At 62.4% G+C, this 21,696-nt stretch carries 15 protein-coding genes; 7 read left to right on the plus strand and 8 right to left on the minus strand.

The features are described 5' to 3' along the window. Window positions 1–13: 13 nt before the first annotated feature. Window positions 14–1,747, minus strand: a complete 1,734-nt coding sequence (locus ACZ6WW_RS11090) for a patatin-like phospholipase family protein (RefSeq protein ID WP_465274237.1) — start codon at window positions 1,745–1,747, stop codon at window positions 14–16. A 124-nt stretch (window positions 1,748–1,871) separates the two neighbouring features. On the opposite strand from ACZ6WW_RS11090, the gene ACZ6WW_RS11095 reads away from it, so the two are divergent. From ACZ6WW_RS11095 to ACZ6WW_RS11115, 5 genes are all read left to right on the plus strand, one after another. Continuing rightward, a complete protein-coding gene (locus ACZ6WW_RS11095; protein ID WP_465274238.1) occupies window positions 1,872–3,914 on the plus strand; it encodes a M3 family metallopeptidase in 2,043 nt (680 codons plus the stop codon). A gap of 21 nt (window positions 3,915–3,935) precedes the next feature. Further along, on the plus strand, window positions 3,936–4,709 hold the full coding sequence (gene xth, locus ACZ6WW_RS11100) for an exodeoxyribonuclease III (RefSeq protein WP_465274239.1): 774 nt from the start codon (window positions 3,936–3,938) through the stop codon (window positions 4,707–4,709). Beyond that, window positions 4,709–5,383 (plus strand): YecA/YgfB family protein, encoded by a 675-nt coding sequence (locus tag ACZ6WW_RS11105; RefSeq protein WP_281851129.1) that lies wholly within the window; start codon window positions 4,709–4,711, stop codon window positions 5,381–5,383. The genes xth and ACZ6WW_RS11105 overlap by 1 nt, the downstream gene beginning before the upstream one ends. 51 nt (window positions 5,384–5,434) lie before the next feature. Beyond that, entirely contained in the window at window positions 5,435–7,213 is a 1,779-nt protein-coding gene (locus ACZ6WW_RS11110; protein WP_465274240.1) for a zinc ribbon domain-containing protein, read from the plus strand. Between the two features lie 84 nt (window positions 7,214–7,297). Beyond that, the gene (locus ACZ6WW_RS11115) at window positions 7,298–8,131 is read left to right on the plus strand and encodes a pirin family protein (RefSeq protein ID WP_465274241.1); all 834 of its coding nucleotides are present in this window, start codon (window positions 7,298–7,300) and stop codon (window positions 8,129–8,131) included. Window positions 8,132–8,305: 174 nt separating this feature from the next. On the opposite strand, the gene ACZ6WW_RS11120 is transcribed toward ACZ6WW_RS11115, so the two are convergent. From ACZ6WW_RS11120 to ACZ6WW_RS11150, 7 genes are all read right to left on the minus strand, one after another. Beyond that, window positions 8,306–11,068 carry a discoidin domain-containing protein gene (locus tag ACZ6WW_RS11120; protein WP_465274242.1) on the minus strand — a complete coding sequence of 921 codons (2,763 nt, stop codon included), beginning with the start codon at window positions 11,066–11,068 and terminating at the stop codon, window positions 8,306–8,308. A 3-nt stretch (window positions 11,069–11,071) separates the two neighbouring features. Next, window positions 11,072–11,896 carry a carbohydrate ABC transporter permease gene (locus ACZ6WW_RS11125; protein ID WP_465274243.1) on the minus strand — a complete coding sequence of 275 codons (825 nt, stop codon included), beginning with the start codon at window positions 11,894–11,896 and terminating at the stop codon, window positions 11,072–11,074. After that, window positions 11,893–12,771 (minus strand): carbohydrate ABC transporter permease, encoded by an 879-nt coding sequence (locus ACZ6WW_RS11130; protein WP_465274244.1) that lies wholly within the window; start codon window positions 12,769–12,771, stop codon window positions 11,893–11,895. The genes ACZ6WW_RS11125 and ACZ6WW_RS11130 overlap by 4 nt, the downstream gene beginning before the upstream one ends. A gap of 136 nt (window positions 12,772–12,907) precedes the next feature. Beyond that, the gene (locus ACZ6WW_RS11135) at window positions 12,908–14,200 is read right to left on the minus strand and encodes a sugar ABC transporter substrate-binding protein (RefSeq protein ID WP_465274245.1); all 1,293 of its coding nucleotides are present in this window, start codon (window positions 14,198–14,200) and stop codon (window positions 12,908–12,910) included. After that, entirely contained in the window at window positions 14,197–15,672 is a 1,476-nt protein-coding gene (locus tag ACZ6WW_RS11140; protein ID WP_465274246.1) for a glucoamylase family protein, read from the minus strand. The genes ACZ6WW_RS11135 and ACZ6WW_RS11140 overlap by 4 nt, the downstream gene beginning before the upstream one ends. Window positions 15,673–15,815: 143 nt before the next feature. Further along, window positions 15,816–18,851, minus strand: coding sequence for a TonB-dependent receptor (locus ACZ6WW_RS11145; RefSeq protein ID WP_281851121.1), 3,036 nt, complete (start codon window positions 18,849–18,851; stop codon window positions 15,816–15,818). Between the two features lie 157 nt (window positions 18,852–19,008). Next, on the minus strand, window positions 19,009–20,013 hold the full coding sequence (locus tag ACZ6WW_RS11150) for a LacI family DNA-binding transcriptional regulator (protein ID WP_281852799.1): 1,005 nt from the start codon (window positions 20,011–20,013) through the stop codon (window positions 19,009–19,011). A gap of 429 nt (window positions 20,014–20,442) precedes the next feature. Between ACZ6WW_RS11150 and ACZ6WW_RS11155 the strand changes: the two genes are divergently transcribed. Together ACZ6WW_RS11155 and rsmG are read left to right on the plus strand one after the other, a co-directional pair. Further along, window positions 20,443–20,904, plus strand: coding sequence for an SPFH domain-containing protein (locus ACZ6WW_RS11155; RefSeq protein WP_281851120.1), 462 nt, complete (start codon window positions 20,443–20,445; stop codon window positions 20,902–20,904). Window positions 20,905–21,022: 118 nt separating this feature from the next. Beyond that, window positions 21,023–21,655 carry a 16S rRNA (guanine(527)-N(7))-methyltransferase RsmG gene (rsmG, locus tag ACZ6WW_RS11160; protein WP_465274247.1) on the plus strand — a complete coding sequence of 211 codons (633 nt, stop codon included), beginning with the start codon at window positions 21,023–21,025 and terminating at the stop codon, window positions 21,653–21,655. Window positions 21,656–21,696: the final 41 nt, after the last annotated feature.

Genomic DNA, 21,696 nt, shown 5'->3' on the forward strand with positions numbered 1-21,696 from the left:
CCTCACTCGTTTCTTACTTCTGTTTACCCGTTTCCCGCTTCTCGAGCATCTCGCATGTATGCCGATACCCCGATTCGATGGCCGTTTGCCAATCCTTCCAGTCGAGCATCCCCACATGTTCCAACGGCGGCGTCAGCAACAGATCGGCGCGCTCGCGGCGGCGTTCGGCGGGGCCTTCGCTGTTGACCATGGCCGCGCGCACCAGGGTCGAAACGATGCCGGGGCGGCTGATATCGGCGTCTTTTTGCATCAGCACGCGCCACCATGGCGGTGTGGCGAATTCCTCGGCGGTGGTGGCCAGGGTGATTTCCGCGCGGATATCCACGGCCGTGATGTGTTCGATGCCGTCGTCGGCCATGACGTCGGTGGGCAGGTTGTCGACCAGCGCACCGTCGACATAGACGCGCCCCTGATGCAGCACCGGTGGCAGTACGCCGGGGATCGCCGAGGAGGCACGCAGCCAGAGCCACAAGGGGCCATGCCGGTGCACGCTCATGCCATTGCCGGACAGGCAGGTCGAGACACAGAAAAACGGCAGCACCATATCGTCGATATCCAGCGCGCCGAAGGTGGAACGCAGCATTGCCGAGGTGCGATGGCCGCGCGTCAGCGCGACCAGCGGCAAGGTCCAGTCCGATAGCGGCCGGCCCTGCATGAAGGCCCGACGGAAGGTCTCGGTCATGGCGTCGATATCCCAGCCGCAGGCCACGCCCGCGCCGACGATGCCGCCGATACTGGTACCGCCGACCGCGTCGAACACATGACCGGCCTCGTGCAGTGCGCGCAACGCGCCCAGATGGGCCATGCCACGCGCACCGCCACCGGCCAGCACGAGGCCGCGGCCATGGCCACTGATCATCCGCGCCAATCGTTCCACGTCGCCCTGGTGGCCGATATGGTGGTGCTGCAGCTCGCCACTGAACTGCGCGCGCCAGCGGTGCGCCGAGCCCAGGCCGGGCTGGCGGCCGGGTTGCAGCAGGATCAGGTGGCGCGGACGGTGTCGCACCCGCGACGGATGCCCCGGCGCCGTTTCCGGCCAGGACTGTGCCGGCTGCGCGGCGAGGGCAGGCAGCAACAGCGCATCGGCCTGACGCAGGCAGCGCTCTCGCCAGTGGGGGTCGAGCTGGGTATCCAGATAGATGACGAAACGGGCCTGGGCTTCGCGCTCGGCGAACCAGTCGCTACCGCGTCCGGCCCCGATCGAGGCATCGATCACCAGGCAGTTGCCGTAACGCTCCAGCGCCTGGGCCAGCTGCATCGCCAGCGCGCGCGCCGGGACCTCGACGCTGACGGGCAGCACGGCAAACGTACGCGGAGTGAATGGGACGGCCTCCTGCCGATCGCGCCGCAGCAGGCGGTCGATGGCCACCTGGGCCACACCCAGCATCGCCTGTGGATAACGGGCGACCAGCGATTCGAACGCCGCGCGATCCAGGCGCAGCAGGTCCGAATCGCGAAGCGCCCGCACGGTCCGGCGGCGGACCTCGCCGCTGATCAGGCTGATTTCGCCAGTGCTGTCGCCTGGGGCGATCAGTTCGAGCAGGTCGGTTGGCCCCTCGAACACGCCCAGGCTGCCGGTTTTCAGCAGATAAAGCGCGTCCGCCGGCTCGCCCGCCTTGAATAGCGGCCGTCCGCCGGGGAGGCTGAACCACACTAATTCGCGTTCCAATGCCGCCAGCGCGCCCGCATCCAGATGCCGAAAGACGGCATAGCGTGCGAGCGACCCGGCAAGATCCGTTGAGCTCATGATCGGCGATGTTACGGCGCGGTTTGTGACAAAACGAAAGCAGGGATCTTCGAACCATGACGGACCGGCTTGATTTCGACCCGCGTGGTCGCCACGCTGGTCGCCTGATCGTTAAGGAGCACCCATGAGCAAAGACAATCCGCTGCTGGCCGACGACGCCCTGCCGGCGTTCTCGAAGATCCGTCCCGAACACGTCGAACCGGCGATCGAGGCGCTTCTGGCCGACTATCGCAGCGGTATCGATGCCATCACCGCGCCTGGCGCGTCCCGCGATTTCGCCAGCGTCATGCTGAGCCAGGAACGGCTCGATCAGCAGTTGTCGCGCGCCTGGGCGCCGGTCGGCCACCTCCATTCGGTCGCCGACAGCGAGGCGCTGCGCAAGGTCTACGGACCGGCGGAGGAAAAGCTGACCGACCACTCGATCGAGGTCGGCCAGAATCGCGAACTCTATGCGGCCGTTCAGGCCGTGGCCGACGCTCCGGAATTCGCGGGCCTGGGCCGGCCCGAGCGCGCCCTCGTCGAGCATGCGCTGCGTGATTTCCGCTTGTCCGGCGTATCGCTGGAGGAGCCTGCGCGCTCTCGCTTTCGCGAGATCGGCGTCGAACTGTCCAAGCTGTCGACCGAGTTTTCCAACGCGGTGCTCGACGCCACCGACGCGTGGCACGAACACTTAACCGACGAGCGCGACGTCGTCGGCATCCCCGAATCCGGCCGAGCGGTGCTGCGCCAGTACGCCAAGGACCAGCAGCTGGACGGCTACCTGGTCACGCTCAAGCAGCCCAGCGTGCAGGCCGTGCTTACCTATGCCGATAATCGCGGCCTGCGCGAGCGCGTTTACTGGGCATATCAGACCCGGGCGTCGGATCAGGGTCCGCATGCCGGCAAGTACGACAACAGCGAACGTATCGAAAAGATCCTGGCGTTGCGCCATGAGGCGGCGCTGCTGCTCGGCTTCGACAACGCGGCGGAGGAGTCGCTGGCCACCAAGATGGCGCAGTCGCCGCTGGAAGTGATGGAGTTCCTGCGTGACCTGGCTACGCGCGCCAAGCCGGTAGCGCAAAAAGAGCTGACCGAGCTGCGCCAGTTCGCTCGCGAGGAACTCAAGCTCGACAACCTGGAACCCTGGGACGTCGGCTATACCTCGGAGAAATTGCGCCAGCAGCAGTACGCGCTCGACGAGGAGCAGTTGAAGCCTTATTTCCCGCTGCCGGCGGTGATCGACGGCTTGTTCGGCCTGACCGAAAAACTCTATGGCATCACTCTCGCCGCGCGCGATGGCGTCGACGTATGGCATTCGGACGTGCGCTATTACGACGTGCGCGACGCCGACGGCCGCGTGTTTGCAGGCGCCTACGTCGACCTGTACGCCCGCAACGGCAAACGCGGCGGTGCCTGGATGGATGTTTGCCGCGCGCGTTTCCGCGATGGTGAGCACGAACAGTTGCCGGTGGCTTTCCTGACCTGCAACTTTGCGCCGCCGACCGAAGGCAAGCCGGCGCTGCTGACGCACGACGACGTGCTCACGCTATTCCATGAATTCGGCCACGGCCTGCACCATCTGCTGACCGAGATTTCGTTGCCGTCGATCGGCGGCATCGACGGTGTCGAATGGGACGCCGTGGAATTGCCCAGCCAGTTCATGGAGAACTTCGGCTGGAACCGCGAAGCCCTCGATCTGTTCGCGCGCCATTACGAAACCGGCGAACGACTCCCCGACGAACTGTTCCAGCGCATGCTCAATGCACGGCACTTCCATGCCGGCCTGTTCCTGGTGCGCCAGCTTGAGTTCGCTCTGTTCGACTTTCTGCTGCATCTTGAATACGACCCGACCACCGGCGCTCAGACCATGGCCGTACTCGAACAGGCACGTAAAGAGGTGGCGGTGTTGCATCCGCCGGCTTGGCAGCGCTTCCCACACGCGTTCAGCCACATCTTTGCTGGCGGGTATGCCGCCGGCTATTACAGTTATCTGTGGGCGGAGCTGCTGAGTGCCGATGCGTTTGGCGAGTTCGAGGCCCACGGGGTCATCGATCGCGCCACCGGCGAGCGTTTCCGCCGTGAAATTCTCAGCGTGGGCGCGAGCCGTCCGGCATTGGAGAGCTTTGTCGCGTTCCGCGGGCGCAAACCCGAACCGGAGGCTCTGCTCAAGAGCCACGGCCTGGCCTGACGCATCGCTTACAATGCGCCGATGAAAATTGCCTCCTGGAATGTGAATTCGTTGAAGGTGCGCCTGCCGCACCTCGCCCAGTGGCTGGCCGAGGCGCAGCCCGACGTGGTGGCGCTGCAGGAAACCAAGCTGGAAGACGCCAAGTTTCCAGTCGACGAGATTGCCGCGATGGGCTACCGCGCAGTGTTCTCCGGCCAGAAGACCTATAACGGTGTGGCCATCCTCGCGCGCGACACACATGCGTTTGAGGATGTGCTTACCGATATTCCCGGTCTTGAGGATCCGCAGCGGCGCATCCTGGCGGCCACCGTCGGTGGCGTGCGCGTGGTCGATCTCTACGTCGTCAACGGCAAGGCGGTCGGCGACGAGAAATACACCTACAAGCTCGACTGGCTGGCGAAGATGCGCGATTTTCTCGCGCAGGAAATCGCGCGCCACTCGAAACTGGTCGTGCTGGGCGATTTCAACATCGCGCCGGATGACCGCGATGTCTACGACCCGGTGAGCTGGGGCGAGGACATTCTCTGCTCACCACCGGAGCGGGCGGCGCTCAAGGCGATTACCGACCTCGGCCTGACCGACAGCTTTCGCCTGTTCGAAACGGCCGGGGAACACTACAGCTGGTGGGACTACCGTCAGGCGGCTTTCCGGCGCAACATGGGTCTGCGCATCGATCTAATCCTGATCTCCGATGCCCTGAAATCCGTGGCAAAGGCGGCGGCTATCGATCGCACGCCACGACGTTGGGAGCGTCCTTCCGATCACACGCCGGTGACGCTGGATTTGGATATCTGATGAATACGCCCAAGAAAGATTGGCCCAGTTCGCTGGACGACAACGAGCTCGACGAGCTGGACCGTTACCTGCGCGTCCATGCCAACGACGGCGACCTGCTGCTGGATGGCGTGCACGGCATGCTCTCGGCGCTGGCGGTCGGGCCGCTGCAGGTACTGCCGGAAGAATGGCTGCCTGAAGTGCTGCACGAACCCTTCGTCGATGAAGACGAAGGCAATCGCGTACTGGCGCTGCTGGCCAAGCTCAACGATTCGATCAGCGCCGAGCTCGACGTCGATGCCTATGAGCCGATTCTTGGCGAAGTGGATACCGAAGCCGGTCCCGTGCTCAGCGCGGCGGGCTGGTGCGAAGGTTTCAGCCGTGCGATCGATTTGCGCGCCGGTCTGTGGGAAAAGCGCCTGGCTGACGATCCGCAACTGATGGAACTGCTCGGCCCGGTGATGGCGCTGGCGGTCGACGAGGGCATCTTGAGTGCCGAGGCCGATTTCGAAAAGCTCAGTGACGATGAATACGACGAGTGCCTGTCGCAAGTGCCCATGGTGCTGAGCGCGGTCGGTCAGTATTGGCTGGAACATCCCGCGACGGAATCGGAGCTCGAAGCCCTGGTTCACGAAGAGCCCGAAGAGAAAACCACGACACCGCCGCGTCAGCGCAGCGGGCACTGGGTGCATTGAGCAAAAGCGCTGCGGTCGGCGACGGCAGCGACCCTTGAGGGGAAGAGAAGGATGGCTTACGAATACGGTTCAAGCGCGCAGCGCTTGGATTTCCCCAACCCTTACCGGGTCGAGAATGTCTTCCGCATGGCCGCGGCGGTCATTCTTATCGGCGGCGGTCTGTATGCGTTGTTCCTTGCGCGCAACGGGCTGACCGCCCATCTCGAAGGCTGGTCGCTGGCCCCGATCATTATCGGCATCGGCATGCTGGCCGGCGGCATCAAGCACGCGGCTACGGCATTGAGCCGACTGCGTTTCTTTTTCGGCCGCGGCAAACCCGAAGGCCTGGCCGGCGAACTGGCCGAGGGCCAGACCGGCGAAAAACCCGATGCGCCGCGCCTGAAAGCCACCATGCGTGGCGGTGCGATTGCGGTAGAGGAGCCCACCGGCGCGTTGAACGGCCTGCTCTACAGCATGGTTCGCCCACTGATCTGGGCGCCGCAGCCGATTCAGTGGGTCGCTCAGCTGCAGTTCCGTACCGGGCTCACCTTGATCGTGGTGCTGGTGGCCTTGCTGGCCACCATGCTCGGCGTGTCCGAAGCGAACGATCTGGCCTGGCTCGGCCTGTTCTTTTTCGTCTATACGGCGGCCTTGCTGTTTATTCCGCTGGAACGCGGCGCCCTGGCACGTACGCATCTGGGCCCTGGCGGACTGATCGGGCTGGTGCTGGTGGCGATTCTTGCGCCGGTGCTGATTCACAACCTGTCGCCGCATCTGCGCACGCTCGGCGGTGTCGATCTCAGCGGACAGGCGCTGTTTCTGCTGATCTGCGCGATTACCGCCGTGGTGGTGTTCTTCATTGCACTGCTGCGTCAGATGGTGGCGCCGCCGCAGACCATCATGGCTTGCGAGATCGCTACGGTATCGATGAACGCGCCGCCGAATCAGGTGCTGGTGGAACTCGATCGCGAAATGCAGCGCGGCTGGATCGAACAGATTCCGAACCGTCGCTACGCGCGACAGATTCCGCAAACCGTCGGCGCCTCGGGCAGTTTCAACGGCGAGCTGCTGGAAGAAACCCAGCCGATGCCGCGCGACGACATGCGCAAGATCACCTTGCAGGATGCACTGCGCGAACCGCGCTATCGCTGGCTGACCCTGCTGAGCGGCCTGGGTGTGCTCTACACCCTGGCCACGGCGGTGGCGTTGCTGCTGTTCGCGCACAAGGTGTCCATGCGTTTCACCGAGCCGGTGATCTGGGAATACATCTGTTTTGCCGGCGGCATGTTCTCGCTCGCCACCTTCTGTCTGCGTGCCGGCCATATCCTGTGGTCGCGCTTCGATTTCACCTCGCGCCTGACCTGGGTGGAAGTCGACGGCAACTTCCAGCGGTCCAATACCGCGATCGGCGCGCAGTTCACCGACCGCGTGCGTACCGAGAAAGAGATCATCAGCGTCAACGACATGACCTTGCGCGTGTGGGTGGCCGAAGTCGATTCGGTGACCTTCGGTGCCGACTCGCAGCGCCGCATGATCGGTCTGCGCGGCCGGCCCGACCTGGCCTTGTCCCTGCGCGAGCACCTGCAGCGTTTTGCCGAAGGCCAGAGCAGCGTCGATATGCCCGCCTCGCGCGCGGACCTGGAAAAGATCGCCGCGATGAACTCGATGAACCGGGCCAGCGCGGGTGCCGATCCGCGGGCTGCGCTGCAGGGCGTCGTCGATGCGGTGGCGCCAAGCCCGCCGGTGACGCCGAGCTTCGCCAAGCCAAGGCCCGACGCCTGTCCGAGCTGCCAGCATCCGGTGTCGTCCACCGCCAAGTTCTGCCCTGAATGCGGCAACCCGCTCGGTTAGGAAACAATCCGTTCGTATCGCGCGGCTTGGCGTAGGCTTCGTTCGGCGCCATCTTGGCGGGATCCGAAGTAAGAGGAACTCTTTATGACCGAGCGCAGCATTCTCCGCCGCATACGTGGCATGGACACCTCCGACGGTGCTGGTGTGCGCCTGAAGCGCATCATCGGCCAGCCCGGCCTGGATATGGTCGACCCGTTCCTGTTGCTGGACGAATTCCGTTCCGACCAGGCGGGCGACTATATCGCCGGCTTCCCGGAGCATCCGCATCGCGGCTTCGAAACCGTCACCTACATGCTTGCCGGCCATATGCAGCACGGCGACAACCATGGCAACCGCGGCGATCTAGGCCCCGGCAGTGTGCAGTGGATGACCGCCGGCCGCGGCATCCTGCATTCGGAAATGCCGCAGCAGGAAAACGGCCTGATGTGGGGTTTCCAGCTATGGGTCAACCTGCCCGCCTCGGACAAGATGACCGCGCCGCGCTATCAGGACATCGCGCCGGATCGCATTCCCGTCGTGCATCCCAGCGATGGGGTCGAAGTGCGCGTGATCGCCGGCGAACTCGATGGCGCGGTCGGTCCGGTCAATGGCATTGCCACCGCGCCGATCTACATGGACATCGCGGTGCAGCCGGGCGCGCAGATCGAGATCCCGTTGCCGGAAGGCCATAGCGGCTTTGCGTATGTGTTCGACGGCACCGATGCATCCGTTGCCGGTGAGCGTCTTGGACGCAGCGAACTGGCGGTGCTGTCCAAGGGCGACAGCGTACGTGTCGCCGGGCGCGATGCCGCGGCACGCGTGTTGCTGGTGGCGGGCAAGGCGCTGAAGGAACCGGTGGCTCGTTATGGCCCGTTCGTGATGAATACGCCCGAGCAGATTCATGAGGCGATTGCGGATTTTCGGGCTGGGAAGTTTTAAGAGCGGAATTTCTGCGCCGGACATCTGCCTCCGTGCTACAACCTCGTCATCCCGGCGTAGGCCGGGATCCACACCTCAGTCTGCCGCTCGTTAGATAAGATTTCGCAAGCGGAGGCGCTGAGGAATGGATCGCGGCCTGCGCCGGGATGACGAAGTAGGAAAGGTCAAACACAACTATGGAAGAGCAATCGTCACCTTCGCCGGTACACGGCGAATAACCAGCTCCCCGTTTCGCCAACGCGTAACTTCCCCATTGATCAGAACCTTTCCATCCGGTACTCCCGAATAGGGCCAGGCAAGCACCAACCCACCCGGCGGCACTGCCACCCCTGCCTCAACACGCAACTCCAGCTGCTTCCCCTGCTCGCGCAGCGAATAACTCAACAATCCATAAGGCGTCCGCAACCGCTCGATCCCAACGCCATCGCCCTTGAGCCACTGGGCAGGAATCCCGCCAGCCAATACCAGCGCCTGATCCCTCGCCCGCTCATAAGCAAACAAGTCATACGCCGAGCGCAGAAAATCCGAAGCAATCCACGCATGCGGCATGTCCCCGACAAAGCGCGGCTTGCGCGGATCGCGCCCAACCACCTCCGCCCACTGGTTCCACGCCGCCGGTCGACGATCGGCAAAGAAGAACGTCAACAGCTGCCCGATGCGATCGCGCCAGCCAAGGCGCACGAAGCTGGCGATGGTGCGTACTTCGTAAGGTGTGTAGTCCTCCCAAGCATTTTTTCCGTCACGGCGCGCGACGAATCCATCCCAGTAACGCTGGAAAGTCTGCTCGACGAGTGCAGGCGACAGCCACGTCTGGCCGTCGCCGGGCGAGAGCGCAATCGTGGTGGACGTCGCATCGAAGTCGCCCAGTTCGGCCGCGCCAGGGAGGTAGTCAATGTGATGCTGCGCGACGGCCGCATCGATGGATTGCGCCAGGTCCTTGCGAAAGGCGTCGCGCGACAAGGAGAACCTTGCCGCTTCGTCGGGCTTGCCCAGCACACCGGCAAGCATCGCCGCGTCGTCATAGCCTTTGAGCGCCCAGAAATCGTCCCAATACGAATGCATCGGTTTGGCCGAGTAGCCTTCATGGCTGATCGATGCGGGCATAAGGCCGAAGAGCGGTGCCGGTCGGGTCTCACTGGCACGTAGCTTGTCCATGTAGGCGATCGCGCGCTCGATATGCGGCCAAAGTGCCTCGAGCGCCGCACGATCATGTGTGTACCGCCACAGCTCAGCGATGGCGAAGATCAATTCACCGTGGCTATCATTCTCCGGCACCGGGTCGGAGCCGCGAGCGTCGACGCAGCAAGGCACCTTGCCGTTGCTGAATTGATGCGGCGCGTACCAGTGGACAAACTCCGCCGCGACATCGGCATGGCCGCTGCGCACCAGTCCCTCGGTCATCATGGCGCCGTCGCGCACCCACGTCCGCGCATAAGAGCGCGTGCCCGGTTGTAGCGCCGGTCCGTCGCGAGACATCAATATCTGCGCGAGCGCGCTGCGTACCGTATCGGCGATAGCCTGCTGGTCGGTCGGCACGTGCAAGGTGACGCGATTGAGCTTGTCGCGCCAAGTAGCAGCGGTCTGCTGCACCTGTTGTTCGAGCCACGTCATGGGCTGGTTGCCGATCGATGGCATGGCACCCGTCCATGGCATCAGCAACGCAAACTGCCGACTACCATGCGGTGCGATGGTGACGTGATAAAGCATGGCACCCTGGGCGAACCCTTTGGGGTCGCCCAACTGCGATACCGCCGGTTCGTCGCCGTGCGTCAGGCGCTCGGGCAGATTGCCTGCATCGAACGGACTGGCGACGAACGCATCGGTCGCTTGTAGCGGCTGCACGGTATAGCTGTCGTTGATACGCAGCGCGCGGCCGTCCCAGGCGAATCGGTGTAGCGGGCTGATGCCCCCGGGTGTATTGAGAAACTGCGTCGGCGGGTTTACCTGGAAAGGGCGTGCCAGCAAGGCGAATGTCAGTTGTCGTGGACGATCGCTGTCGTTGCGCAGGACGTAGCTCAGCAACAACTGCGAATGCGCCTGGCTGCCGTTGGCGATGGCGGTGGTTTCCAGACTTAGTTGGTCGACCTGCCAGCGCACGGTAGGCATGGGCAGGTAACCGTCTTCGAGGCGCTGCGTGTTTTTGCCACTCGCCCAGTCGATCGCCTTGCCGTCTTCGAACAGCATCGGCTCGATCGACCAGCCGCCCTTGTCGACCTCCACCGCACCGTCTTCGGAGATCAGCGCCGAATGCCGGGCTCCGCCGTCTACGCCGACCAACGTCCAATAACTCTGTTCACCAGAGAACCCGCGTGGATACATGCCGCGCGATGCCTTCTTCGCCTGTTCCTGGAAGAAGGCATTCGGCGTCTGCGGCAACGGTTTGTCGGCGGCGTGCGGCGGTAATGGCTGCAAGTGCAGATGAGAGACGCAAAGCTGCCCCTTGCCACCCTGGCCGGCATAGACGGTGAACTCGATAGCGGCCGTTCGCTTGAGCGCATGGTCTTTCAATGGGCCCCAGGCGAACTCGACCTGGCGATCGTCCGCACGGATGGTCTGCCAATCGGCATTGGGCTCGAACGCCTCTTGCCGATACCACCAGACATTGTCGCCGCTGGCATCGATCAACTTCACCTGAAGATCATTCGGCTTCATCGATCCACGCGTATCGAACGACAGCGCGAAGTGCTCTGGAAAGTCGACCGGCAGATCGCGATGGAGTGTTGCCGCGCCGGATACACCGTTGAAGTTGAAATCCAGGCAGATGCCAGCTCCGTTCTTGCCTTGAACGGCGTGCAGAGATGTATCGATGTCGTCGGTACCGCTGGCGCGCCATGCGCCGGGTTGGCCGAAATCATCGAGTACCCGTGACGTTGCCGCGTGGGCCCAGCACGTACCCAGCAGCAGCGTCGCCGCCAGCCAGCCCTGCCATCGTTTCATTGCCTAACCCTTTACGCTGCCCAGCAACAGCCCTTGCAGGTAGTAGCGCTGCAACGCCAGGAACAGCGCCAGCACCGGAAGCACGGTGACCACCGAGCCTGCCATCATCAGTTCCGAATCCTGCACGTGCTCGCGCGACAGCGAGGCCAGCGCGATCGGCAGCGTGTAATGCTCCTGGCCGGTCAGTACGATCAGCGGCCACATGAAGTCGTTCCACGCAGCGAGAAAGGTAAAGATCGCCAGCGTTACCATGATTGGCTTGAGCAAGGGCAGCACGATCTGCACGAAGATGCGTAGCTCACCCGCCCCGTCGATGCGTGCCGCCTCCAGCAGGTCGTCAGGAATGCCGCGTGCATACTGACGTACCAGGAAGATACCGAAGATGGTCGCCATGCCGGGCACGATCACGCCGGCATAGCTGTTGACCAGACCCATGTACTTCAACAGCAGGAACAGCGGCAGCATCGCTACCTGCGCGGGAATCACCAGGCCACCGATCAATAGCTGGAACAAGCGCTCGCGGCCGGCGAAGCGCAACTTGGCGAAGGCGTAGCCGGCCATCAGATTGCAGGCCAGCGCCAGCAAGGTGATCGCGGTGGAAACCAGCAAGCTGTTGATCAGATACCGGCCCATGCCCGCGTGCACGAACAGCTCGCGATAGTTGCCGAACGTCGCGTGCCTGGGCAATAACGGCGGCGGCAACGAGCTAGCTTCACCCGGCTGCATGAACGATACCGAGAGCATCCACAGCAGCGGGAACAGCGCGACGATCGCGCCGCCGATCAGCAAACCGTTGATGATCGCCTTGCCCAAGCGTGTCTCGTTCATGCCTCGTCTCCGCGTTGCGACAGCCGCAGCAACACGGCGGTCACCACGAACATGATCACGAACAGCAGGAAGGCCACCGCGGAAGCGGAGCCCAGGTTCCACCATTTGAAACCTTCTTCGTACATCAGGTACAGCACGCTGGTGGTGCTTTGCAGCGGGCCGCCTTCGGTCATTACGTAAGGCTCGGCAAACAACTGGAAATAACCGGCGACGGTGAGGATCGCCACCATCACCAGCGTTGGCTTGAGCATCGGCAAGGTGATGTGCTGAAACTGGCGGCGGAGCGAGGCGCCATCGATGCGCGCGGCTTCGTAGAGATCGGCCGGGATTGCCTGCAGACCGGCCAGGAAGATGATCATGTTGTAACCGAAGTTTTTCCACACCGCGAACAGGATGATTGTCGGCATCGCCCAGTGCGGGTCGCCGAGCCAATCGACCGGATGAATGCCGACGCTCTGCAGAAAGTAGTTGGCCCAGCCGTACTTGGTGTTGAATAGATAACGCCAGATCACCGCGGTCGCGACCACTGTGGTAACCACCGGTGCGAACAAGGCCGTGCGGAAGAACGATTTCATGCGCGCCATCGGCGAATTGAGCAGCAGCGCGGCGCCGAGCGAGGTACAGATAGACAGCGGCACACCGACGATCACGAAGTAGAACGTGTGCCCCAGCGCCGACCAGAACAGTGGTCGGTGCAGCAGTTCCCAATAATTGCCCAGTGCAACGAAGCGCAGGTTGTGCAGGTTGGCCAGCGCGTAGAGGTCGTAGTCGGTGAGGCTGAGCAGCAGGGCTGCGATGACGGGGAGCAAGAAGAACAGGCCCAGAACCACCAGGGCTGGTGCAAGAAAGATCCAGGCGGCACGCGTGGGATTCATGCAACCTTTCCTATCGTCATCCCGGCGCAGGCCGGGATCCACTGGCTTAATGGCGTGGTTGTCGCGAAAACCCAATGCGAACGAAACTGGATCCCGGCCTGCGCCGGGATGACGATGATGGGAGGCGAGAGGTTATTCACGGGTGCGCCTCTTTCAAATGCTCCAACACCCAACGCCGCTTCTCCAGAATCCGGTCCGCCCGCCGATCGATTTCCTCGGCCGCCTGATCCACCGTCAACTGACCCGCCACAGCCTGCGCCGCCACCAGCTGCATCTCGGTCACGATGCGTTCCCATTCGGGAATCGGCGGCAGCGGCTTGACGCGTTCGAGCTGCTCGCGAAAAGCGCGCGCTTTCGGGTCGTCGTGCAAGGCACCGCCTTCCCACGACGAGCGTCGCGGCGGCATATCGCCAAGCAGGTCGTAGAAGCGCTGCTGGATATCGGGGCGCGACAGATATTCGATCAACTGCCAGGCCTGTTCCTTGTGCCTGGAGGTGTTGAAGATCACCAGACTCGATCCACCGGCGTTCGACGCGCCGGGGCCGTCAGGGCCGGGCAGCGCCGCGGTCGACCAGTCATCCTGCTGCTCCGCCGGAAGTCGCTTACGGAACTCGCCGATATTCCACGGACCGGAAAAATAGAAGGCGTAGACGCCGCGACCGAACTCGCTCCAGGGATTACCCGCTTCCACATTGGTAATCGCCGGCGCCTGATGAAGTTTGAAAGTATCGACGTAGAAACCCAGGGCGCGCTTGAAGCCGGCGCTGCGAAAATTGCCGTAGCGGTTGTTATCGCGCAGGATCGGATCGTTCTGCTGCAAGGCGAGCGAAAGCAGCTGTTCGAACTCGTTGGTCGGCAGCAGCGCGCCGTAGATTTTCCTGTCCGGGTGGCTGGTGGCGGCAAGCATTTGTCGCCACTCATTCCAGTTTTTGGGTGGATGATCGAACCCGGCCTGCTTGAGCAGATCCACGCGATAGAACAGCAAGCGCGTGTCGACGTACCACGGCACGCCATACAACGTACCGTCGATGACGTTCGTGCTCCAGATGCTGGCGAAGTAATCGTCTGGCTGGATCACCTTCGATTGCGCGACACGCTGCTGTAGTGGCTCGATCGCGTTGAGCGCGGCCACTTCCGGAATCCAGGTATTGCCCAGCTGACTGATATCGGGGGTCGAGCCGCCGGCGATGGCGGTGAGCAGCTTCTGGTGCGCAGCCGTCAACGGCAACTGCTGCACCTTGACGTGAATCTGTGGATACTCGCGTTCGAAATCCGGGATCAGCTTGGCAATCGCTTCGCCTTCGCGACCGATGGTCCAGAACACCAACGGGTCGGAATCCTCATTGCGCGCACAGCTGGTCAGCGCCAACGCCAGGCCAACGCCCAGCGCCAGTTTCGCCATCCAGCGTGTGGGCGAGAAAAACGTCATGGCTGAGCGGCGTCCTTACTCAGCCAGCCGCCAGTGAATCCGGCGCGTTCCAGGCCCTTGCGGATGTACGGGTTTTTCTTCATCACGTTCCACACGAAATCGCTGCGCCAGTTTTCGATCATCAGCACGATCGGTCCCTGGTCGATGCCGATCTGCACGGTGTCGGCCCATCCCATTTCGGGCACCAGCCGGCCGGTGCGCAGCTGCACATTCTGGACGTGGAAGCTGGGATTGAACGCATCGACGAAGCCGTACTTGTTGTAGATGTACTTGCCGTAGCGCTTCCTCATTTCTTCGAGCGCCGGCACTACGATCTCCGGCGCGAACGCGATCGAGCCACCGGCAGCAGTCGGCACGATGGTGCAGTCGTCTTGAATGTAGTCGATACCCGCGCCGCGCGCTGTATAACCGAAGAACTTCGGCTGCTGTGCGCTGGCTGCGCCAAGTACGATGTAACCGCCGGGGCCGTTGCTTGCGGTCAGCCCCCAGACGTCCTTGCCGTAGCCGGTGCAATGTCCCGGATTGGCGATGGCGTAAGCGCGCTGCGAATACGCAGCACGGCGACTGTTCTCGAAATAATCCAGGTTCTTTTCCCGGCTCCATGCATCGCGGATGCCGCGGAAATCTACCCACACATGGCTGTACTGATGACCGAGCGTCGGTGCGAAGCCAAGATGTTCCTGGCCGTAGAAGGTGCCCCAGGTGCGCTTGTAGCTGGCGCTCCAGGCAGCCCAGGCATCGTCGCTGACCGGGTGCGTCGGCGAGCCCAGCGCCAGGATGTACACCAGCATGCCTTCGTTGTAACCGGTCCAGTCGTGCGGAATGAACTTACCGCCCGGCGTCCAGCCCATGCTGATCAGCGGCGCGCGCGGTTGCGCCCATGACCATTCGATGCGGCGGTACAGCTCGTCGGCGATCTCGCGGATCTCCTTCTCCTTGGGCGTGTCGCGGTCGTAGTACGACTGCGCGAACAGCACGCCGCCCATCAACAAGGTGGTATCGACGGTAGATAGCTCGACCCAGCGCGCTTCGCGCTTGCCCGTCTGCATGTTGAGGAAGTGATAGAAGAAACCGTGAAAGCCGGTAGCGTCGTCTTCGCTATCGTTCTGCGGCGCATCGCGGAAAAATTTCAGCGTTGTCAGGGTGCGTTCGATCGCCTGGTCGCGCGTGATGTAACCCCGTTCCACGCCAACGCCGTACGCGGTAAGCCCGAAGCCCACTGAAGCGATACTGGCGAAGGAATCGGTCGGGTAGTGATCGGGTATCAACCCGTTGACCGGATTGGCGCTGTCCCAGAACCAGCTGAAGGTACGTTTCTCCAGGTCCTCGATCGCAGGCGGAATGCGCTTGCTGTCGGCTTGCTGGTGGGTAGGAGCAGCCTGGGTCTTCTTTGCCTGTGCCGCTACCGGACTGAGGCAGGTCAGGGCCGTGGCGAGGACCAGGGTAAGGCGGGTGGGTTTATTCAAGCGCATGGTGCTGCCTTTTGAAGCAAAAAAGCGGGCGGTCCTTAGATGCCATGATCCGCCCGCAGGGGAAAGCATGTTGTATCACGTAAACGTTTACGTTGGCGTCCCAAAAAAGAGCCCGCAGGCCCTTTTTTGGACGTTCCGTCGGGTCAGAACTTCAGTCCGACGGTCAGCTTGAGCTGGCGCGACACATCGACGATGTTGCCGTCGGGGTTATAGACCACTGGCGTGCGGTTGAGTACGCCGTTGGCGCCATAGTTGGTGATGTAGTCGTTGTAGTTGGCCCAGTTGAACAAGTTCAGGACATCCAGACGAACGTAGGCATCCAGGTTGTTCCACACCTTGAAGTTCTTGGTGGCCTGGATGTCCAGGTCGCGATAGCCGAATACCTTGCCACCGATCAGGAACTTGCCGGTGCCCGGCGGAACGGCGCTGAATGCCTGACACCCATCAGGCGTTGCGATCGGGGAAGTCGAGCCGAAGCAGGCCTGACCGACCGATGCGGTCGGTGTCGCCAGTGTCAGCTTGGCGGCCAGCAGGAAGCCCCACGGACCGTCGAACGTACCGGTGGACACCAGGCGATGCTTGGCGATGGGACCGCCGACAAACGGATAGTCGCCGACAGTCGGATAGTCGAACGCGTACTGGTCAGTCAAATCCTGCTGGTCGTGGTTAAACCGGCTCTTGGTGTACGTGTACGCAAACGTCGCGCCCCAATGCGATTCGGGCGTGTAGGGCTTTTCAACCGAGATCAACCCCTGGGTCGTCTTGGTCTTCAAGCCATTGTTGGCGTAGATCATGGCGCCGAAGCCCGGGATCGGGTTGCCGAACGGCTTGTTCGTGCCCTGGAAGAACGACCCATCCGGGAAGCGGTTGCCGAGCTGGAAGATCAGCCCATCAAAACTGTTGACGCGCTGGATGGTGACGTCGGTGTTCCAGTCCCCCAGCTTGTTGCGCATACCCAGGCTGATCTGGTCGGAGTACGGGGTCTTGAGGTGGTTGGTAATCATGTCCACCTCCTTGCCCGCATTGCTGCCGGCGACTAGCGCCTGGAGATTGCTCAGACCGTTCAGATAGATGGGATTCCACGGGATACATGTGGGACCAGGCGTGCACGGATGGGTGGCGTCGAAACCCTGGAAACTGATCGTGGGCTGCGACAGCACCGACTTGGTCTGTTCCAGCTGCAGGATCTCGTAGATATCACGGTCGTACGAACGGCCCACGCCGCCATGGATCACATGCACTTCGTCGCCATTGACGTCATACGAGAAACCGAAGCGCGGCTGGAAGTTCAGGCGCGGCGCATGGCGGTTGTGACCGTTGCTGATGTAGTCGTTGACGTTGATGCCACCCTTGGCCAGCGACTGTGCATAAGTCTGCCCCGGGGGCGCGCCGGTGTTCGGATCTTGCGAGTTGAACGCATCCACCACGGCCTGCGGGGTGACGTAGTTGAGATACGAAGGCGTCTTCTCGTAATCCCAACGAATGCCCAGGTTCAAGGTCAGGTGCTCGTCGACGGTCCAGTCGTCCTGAATATAGGCACCGAACTGGCGATCGACCGTGCTGGCGGTCGGGTTCTGCCCAGGTGTCGGCGACGGGAACTGCACCTGGTAAGGCAATGCGAGGGTTCCCGCATCCGGGGTCACGTCATAGAAGAACTGCGGATTGAACTCGCCCGCGTCGCGTGCCGTCAGGCGGACCCATTTGGCCTTGAAACCCGTCTTGATGACATGGTCGCCATGCCATTCGATGTCGTTGAAGGTGAAGTCGTCCTGCAGCGCCGGACCCTTCTGGCCCTTGTTCTGCGAGGCCAGCGGCGACGCTGCACCGGTGGCAAGAATCGATTGGTTGTTGGCGCCGAGTGCGGTATAGACCGCGCCATTTCCGATGTTGGTCGCCGTCGGCGTGTAGAACGCGTTCTCGTAAGTCACCTGCAGGCGGTTGAACCAGCTGTCGGTGCTGTGATCCCAACGGATGTCGTAGCGCTTGTCGGTGTTCTTGGTGCTGTAGGACGCGGACGCCGCCGTGCCGGTACCAATGCCGCTCACTGCGGTTTCGTCGCGGTATTTGCCACTGACTTCAATGCGGTCGCGATCGGTCGGCTCCCAGTCGAGCTTGGCGAAATACAGGTTTTCCTTGAACGGCTGGCTGGCGGGGCCGAGCTGGGCCAGGGCGCTGGCCGGCAGTTGGCTGGTGTAGGCGGCGGGGCCGCCCGGAATAACGGTAATCGGCTGATCGTATTCCTTGCCCTCGTAGGTAACGAAGAAATGCGCCTTGTCCTGAATGATCGGACCACCCAGGGCGAAGCCGTACTCTTTGTTGTGCGAAGGGATCTTCTTGCCGCTGGCGTCTTCTGCCGGCGTCTCGGCTCGCACGGACTGGTTGGTGTAGTTGCCGAACACTTCACCGTGGAATTCGTTGGTACCGGACTTGGTCTCCGCCGTCACCGCCGCGCTCGACACCTGGTCGTATTCGGCCTTGTAGTTCGACGTGATGACCTTGTACTCGCCGATCGCCAACTGCGGGAACGGATTACCCTGTGTGTTGTTCTGGCCGGAAATGCCGGTCGGCAGGATGTAGTTCTTCTGACCGACGCCATCGATATAGACGTTGATCGCACCGGAGTTCTGGCCGCCCGCCTGCAGATTGGTATTGCCGTTTTTCACCGTGAACACCATGCCGGGCACGGTATCGGCGAATTCGAGGAAGTTGCGCGTGATCTGCGGAATCGTGGAGATCTGACGCTGCGACACCGACGTGCCCACTTCCGAAGTCGTCACTTCGGCCAGCGTGGTCGCGTTGACGGTGATCGTGCCCAGTTCTTTCGCATTGGCGGACGCTGCCACGGGCTGCTCGGCTGTCGCCGCCGTGGGGAAATTGAGCGTACCCACCGATGCCACCGTTACCGTCACCGTACGCTGGTTACCGGGGCCGGCATCGACTTGATACGTGCCGGGAGGCAGGCCGACCAGCGCATAACTGCCGTCTTTGTCAGTGCGCGTACGGCGCACCGAACCGGTCGCCACATTCTTGGCAACCACGTCGGTGTCCGCTGGACCCCGGCCGCGCAAGGTGGCGTCGGACGTCTGTGACCAGGCGACCGAAGGCAGTAGCGCCGCGGTCGCGACCAGGCCTGCCAGGGCCAGTGAAATCTGCATCGAAAGTGCGTGTCTGCGTGCCATGGCTTACTACCCTCCCTCAAGGGTCGAAACAGTGTGCTGTCGGCGAGGTGCCGTTGTTGTCATGGTTCCGAGGGGCACGGCGGAGCCTTCGCCACGCCGTAATCCCGGAATGTTTCCTGGTAAAACCCGGTGATGCGAACCGCCAACCCCGGCGGCGTTACGATCTCGAAGACTTGTTGCTGGAACTTCGTACGACCAGATCGGCGTCGACGCGCTGCCCCGATCGCGCGGGTCGTTCGCCGTTTTCGATATGTGCAGCCAGTTCGTTCAGCGCTTCTTTTCCCAACTCGGCGATGCGCACGCGCACCGTCGTCAAAGCCGGCGTGACGTAGCGGGCCATCGGCACGTCGTCGAAACCGGCTATCGCGATGTCCTCGGGAATGCGCAGTCCCGCTTCGCGAATGGCGGCCATGCAGCCGATCGCCATCATGTCGTTGGCAGCAAATACCGCATCGGGGCGCGGCTGCATCGTCAGCAGCTGTTGCCCGGCGCGATAACCCGAGTCCTCGTTGAAATCGCCCGGCAGCACGATCGCCTGACGCCCCCGTTCGGCCATGACTTCTCGATACGCCGCTTCGCGTTCGGCCACGTCGCGGTTCTTCGGCGGACCCTGGATGAACGCGATCTGCCGGTAACCGCCGTCGAGCAGATGCTCGGTCATCAGGCGTGCGCCGCCGTGGTTGTCGACCGATAGCGCCGGATAGTCGTCGCCATCGAGCACGGTGTTCATCAGTACCGTCGGCAAGCCCACCGGCAGGTTCTGGCGAAGGAATGCCACGTCGGCGTGCGGCGACATCACCAGCAAACCGTCCACCCGACCCTGCATGGCGCGCAACGCGGCGGCCGCTTCATCGGCATCGTCGTGCGAGCTGGACACCAGCAGGTGCAGGCCATGCGCTCGAGCCGCCAGATCGATACCGCGAATCAGCTCCGAAAAGAATTCGCCGTACAGGTCAGGCAGCAGGGCGCCGACGGTATGCGTGCGGCGGGTGATCAGGCTGCGCGCGGCGCCGTGCGGCACATAACGCAGGCGGGCGGCGACCTCGCGGATACGCTCGAGCGTGTCGGCCGTGACGCCGCCATGCCCGTTTAGCGCACGCGACACCGATGCCACTGACACGTTGGCTTCGCGCGCCACGTCTTTGATGGTCACTGCCACGATGTGAGAGCCCCAGTGGATGCCGCGGGAACGACTTCGGGCGCAACGTAAACGTTTTCATGAAGCCTTGTAAAGCTTTTGCAAATCAAAGACTTTGCTGCAATGCAATATGTTTGAAGCACGAATTTGCCCCTTTTTCGAGTGATTTGCCGGGATTTGGCCATTGAGGGATGGCCTGCCCGGGAGTGTGGCGACGCAACAACTTGCCTCACAAGTTTTTTCGCATAGGCCATGAAGAAGACGGCGATCCGGCCGATAACCCCACTAAGGCTGACGTTTTCGGGAAAACGGCGTCCGATCTAGGCCAAAGGTCGACTGTAAAAAGTCATCAGAATGTCGTTAAATTCTGATTAATCTAAGGGCAGGCAAGTCGCTGTACCCTAAACCTCCTGCAAAAAGCGAACTTAACCGCGATAACTACTTGTTATTCCTATGAACACTGTGCTCCTACTCATCGCTGCGACTTTTCTGCTGGTACTGGCTGCCAGCGCGGTGAAGCGGGTGCCTTCGGGACAGGTAGTGAGCGTGTATCGCCGCGGCAAGCCGAGCCGCCTGTTGCAGCCGGGTACCCATCTGACCCTGCCCTGGGTCGACCGCGTCGGCCACCGCATCGATCTGAGCGGGCAGGTGCTGCGTTTCGAAGAGCCGCTGGCTGACGCGCACGACGTGCGCGGCACGGTGTACTGGCAGGTGCTCGAGCCGGAGCGTGCGGATGCGGTCATCGACCAGGTCGACCAGCTGATCCGCCGCGGGGCGCTCGCCGCGCTGCGCGACGAACCCGAAGCACTGCAGGCCGACCGCCGCGACTTGAACACGCGACTGAAGCTGGCCATGAACAAGGCGCTGCGCGAACGCGGCATGATGGTGACACGCGTCGAGCTGGACATCGCTTAAAAGATTCGCGAAACAGAATGCGAAAGCCCGCTACGGCGGGCTTTTTTTGTGGATTCACCTTGGCTCGGCATAGCAGATGCCGAGATACTCTCGATCTTCGCTCCGAGACGATTTGCCGATGACCGACCGCGCCGTTTTGCAAACCCAGCTCGAAAAAGGCATCACTACGCTTGGCTTGGAGCTATCCGGTGCGGCGATCGATCGGTTGCTGGATTACCAGGCCCTGCTGCAACGCTGGAACGCCACATACAACCTGACGGCGGTGCGCGAAGCCCAGGAAATGGTTTCGCGTCATCTGCTCGATTCGCTCGCGATCCTGCCGTTCGTACGGGGCAGCAGTTTGGCCGACCTGGGCACCGGGCCGGGTTTGCCGGGTATCGTGCTGGCTATTGCCGCGCCGGGACGCGAGATGCTGTTGGTCGATTCCAATGGCAAGAAGGTGCGCTTCCTGCGCGAGGCGATCCGTTCGCTTAAGCTTGAAGGCGTACGTGCGGTGCAGTCGCGTGTCGAGGCCGTCGAGGGACAGTTCGACTGCGTGACCGCCCGTGCCTTTGCCAGCTTGGCAGATATGCTTGGTTGGGGCGGTCATTTGCTGGCGCCCGATGGGGTCTGGCTGGCGATGAAGGGTAAACGGCCCGATGATGAACTGCCGGGCGTACCGGCTGGTTTTACGGTTCAGGCGACACATGCTTTGAAGGTGCCCGGTGTCGATGGTGAACGACATTTGCTGGAAATTGGCCGCACGCCTTAGCTGGATACCCTTGCGGACAGGCTCTAAAGCTGAACCAATGG

It is taken from the genome of Dyella sp. NPDC103356, assembly GCF_055584465.1.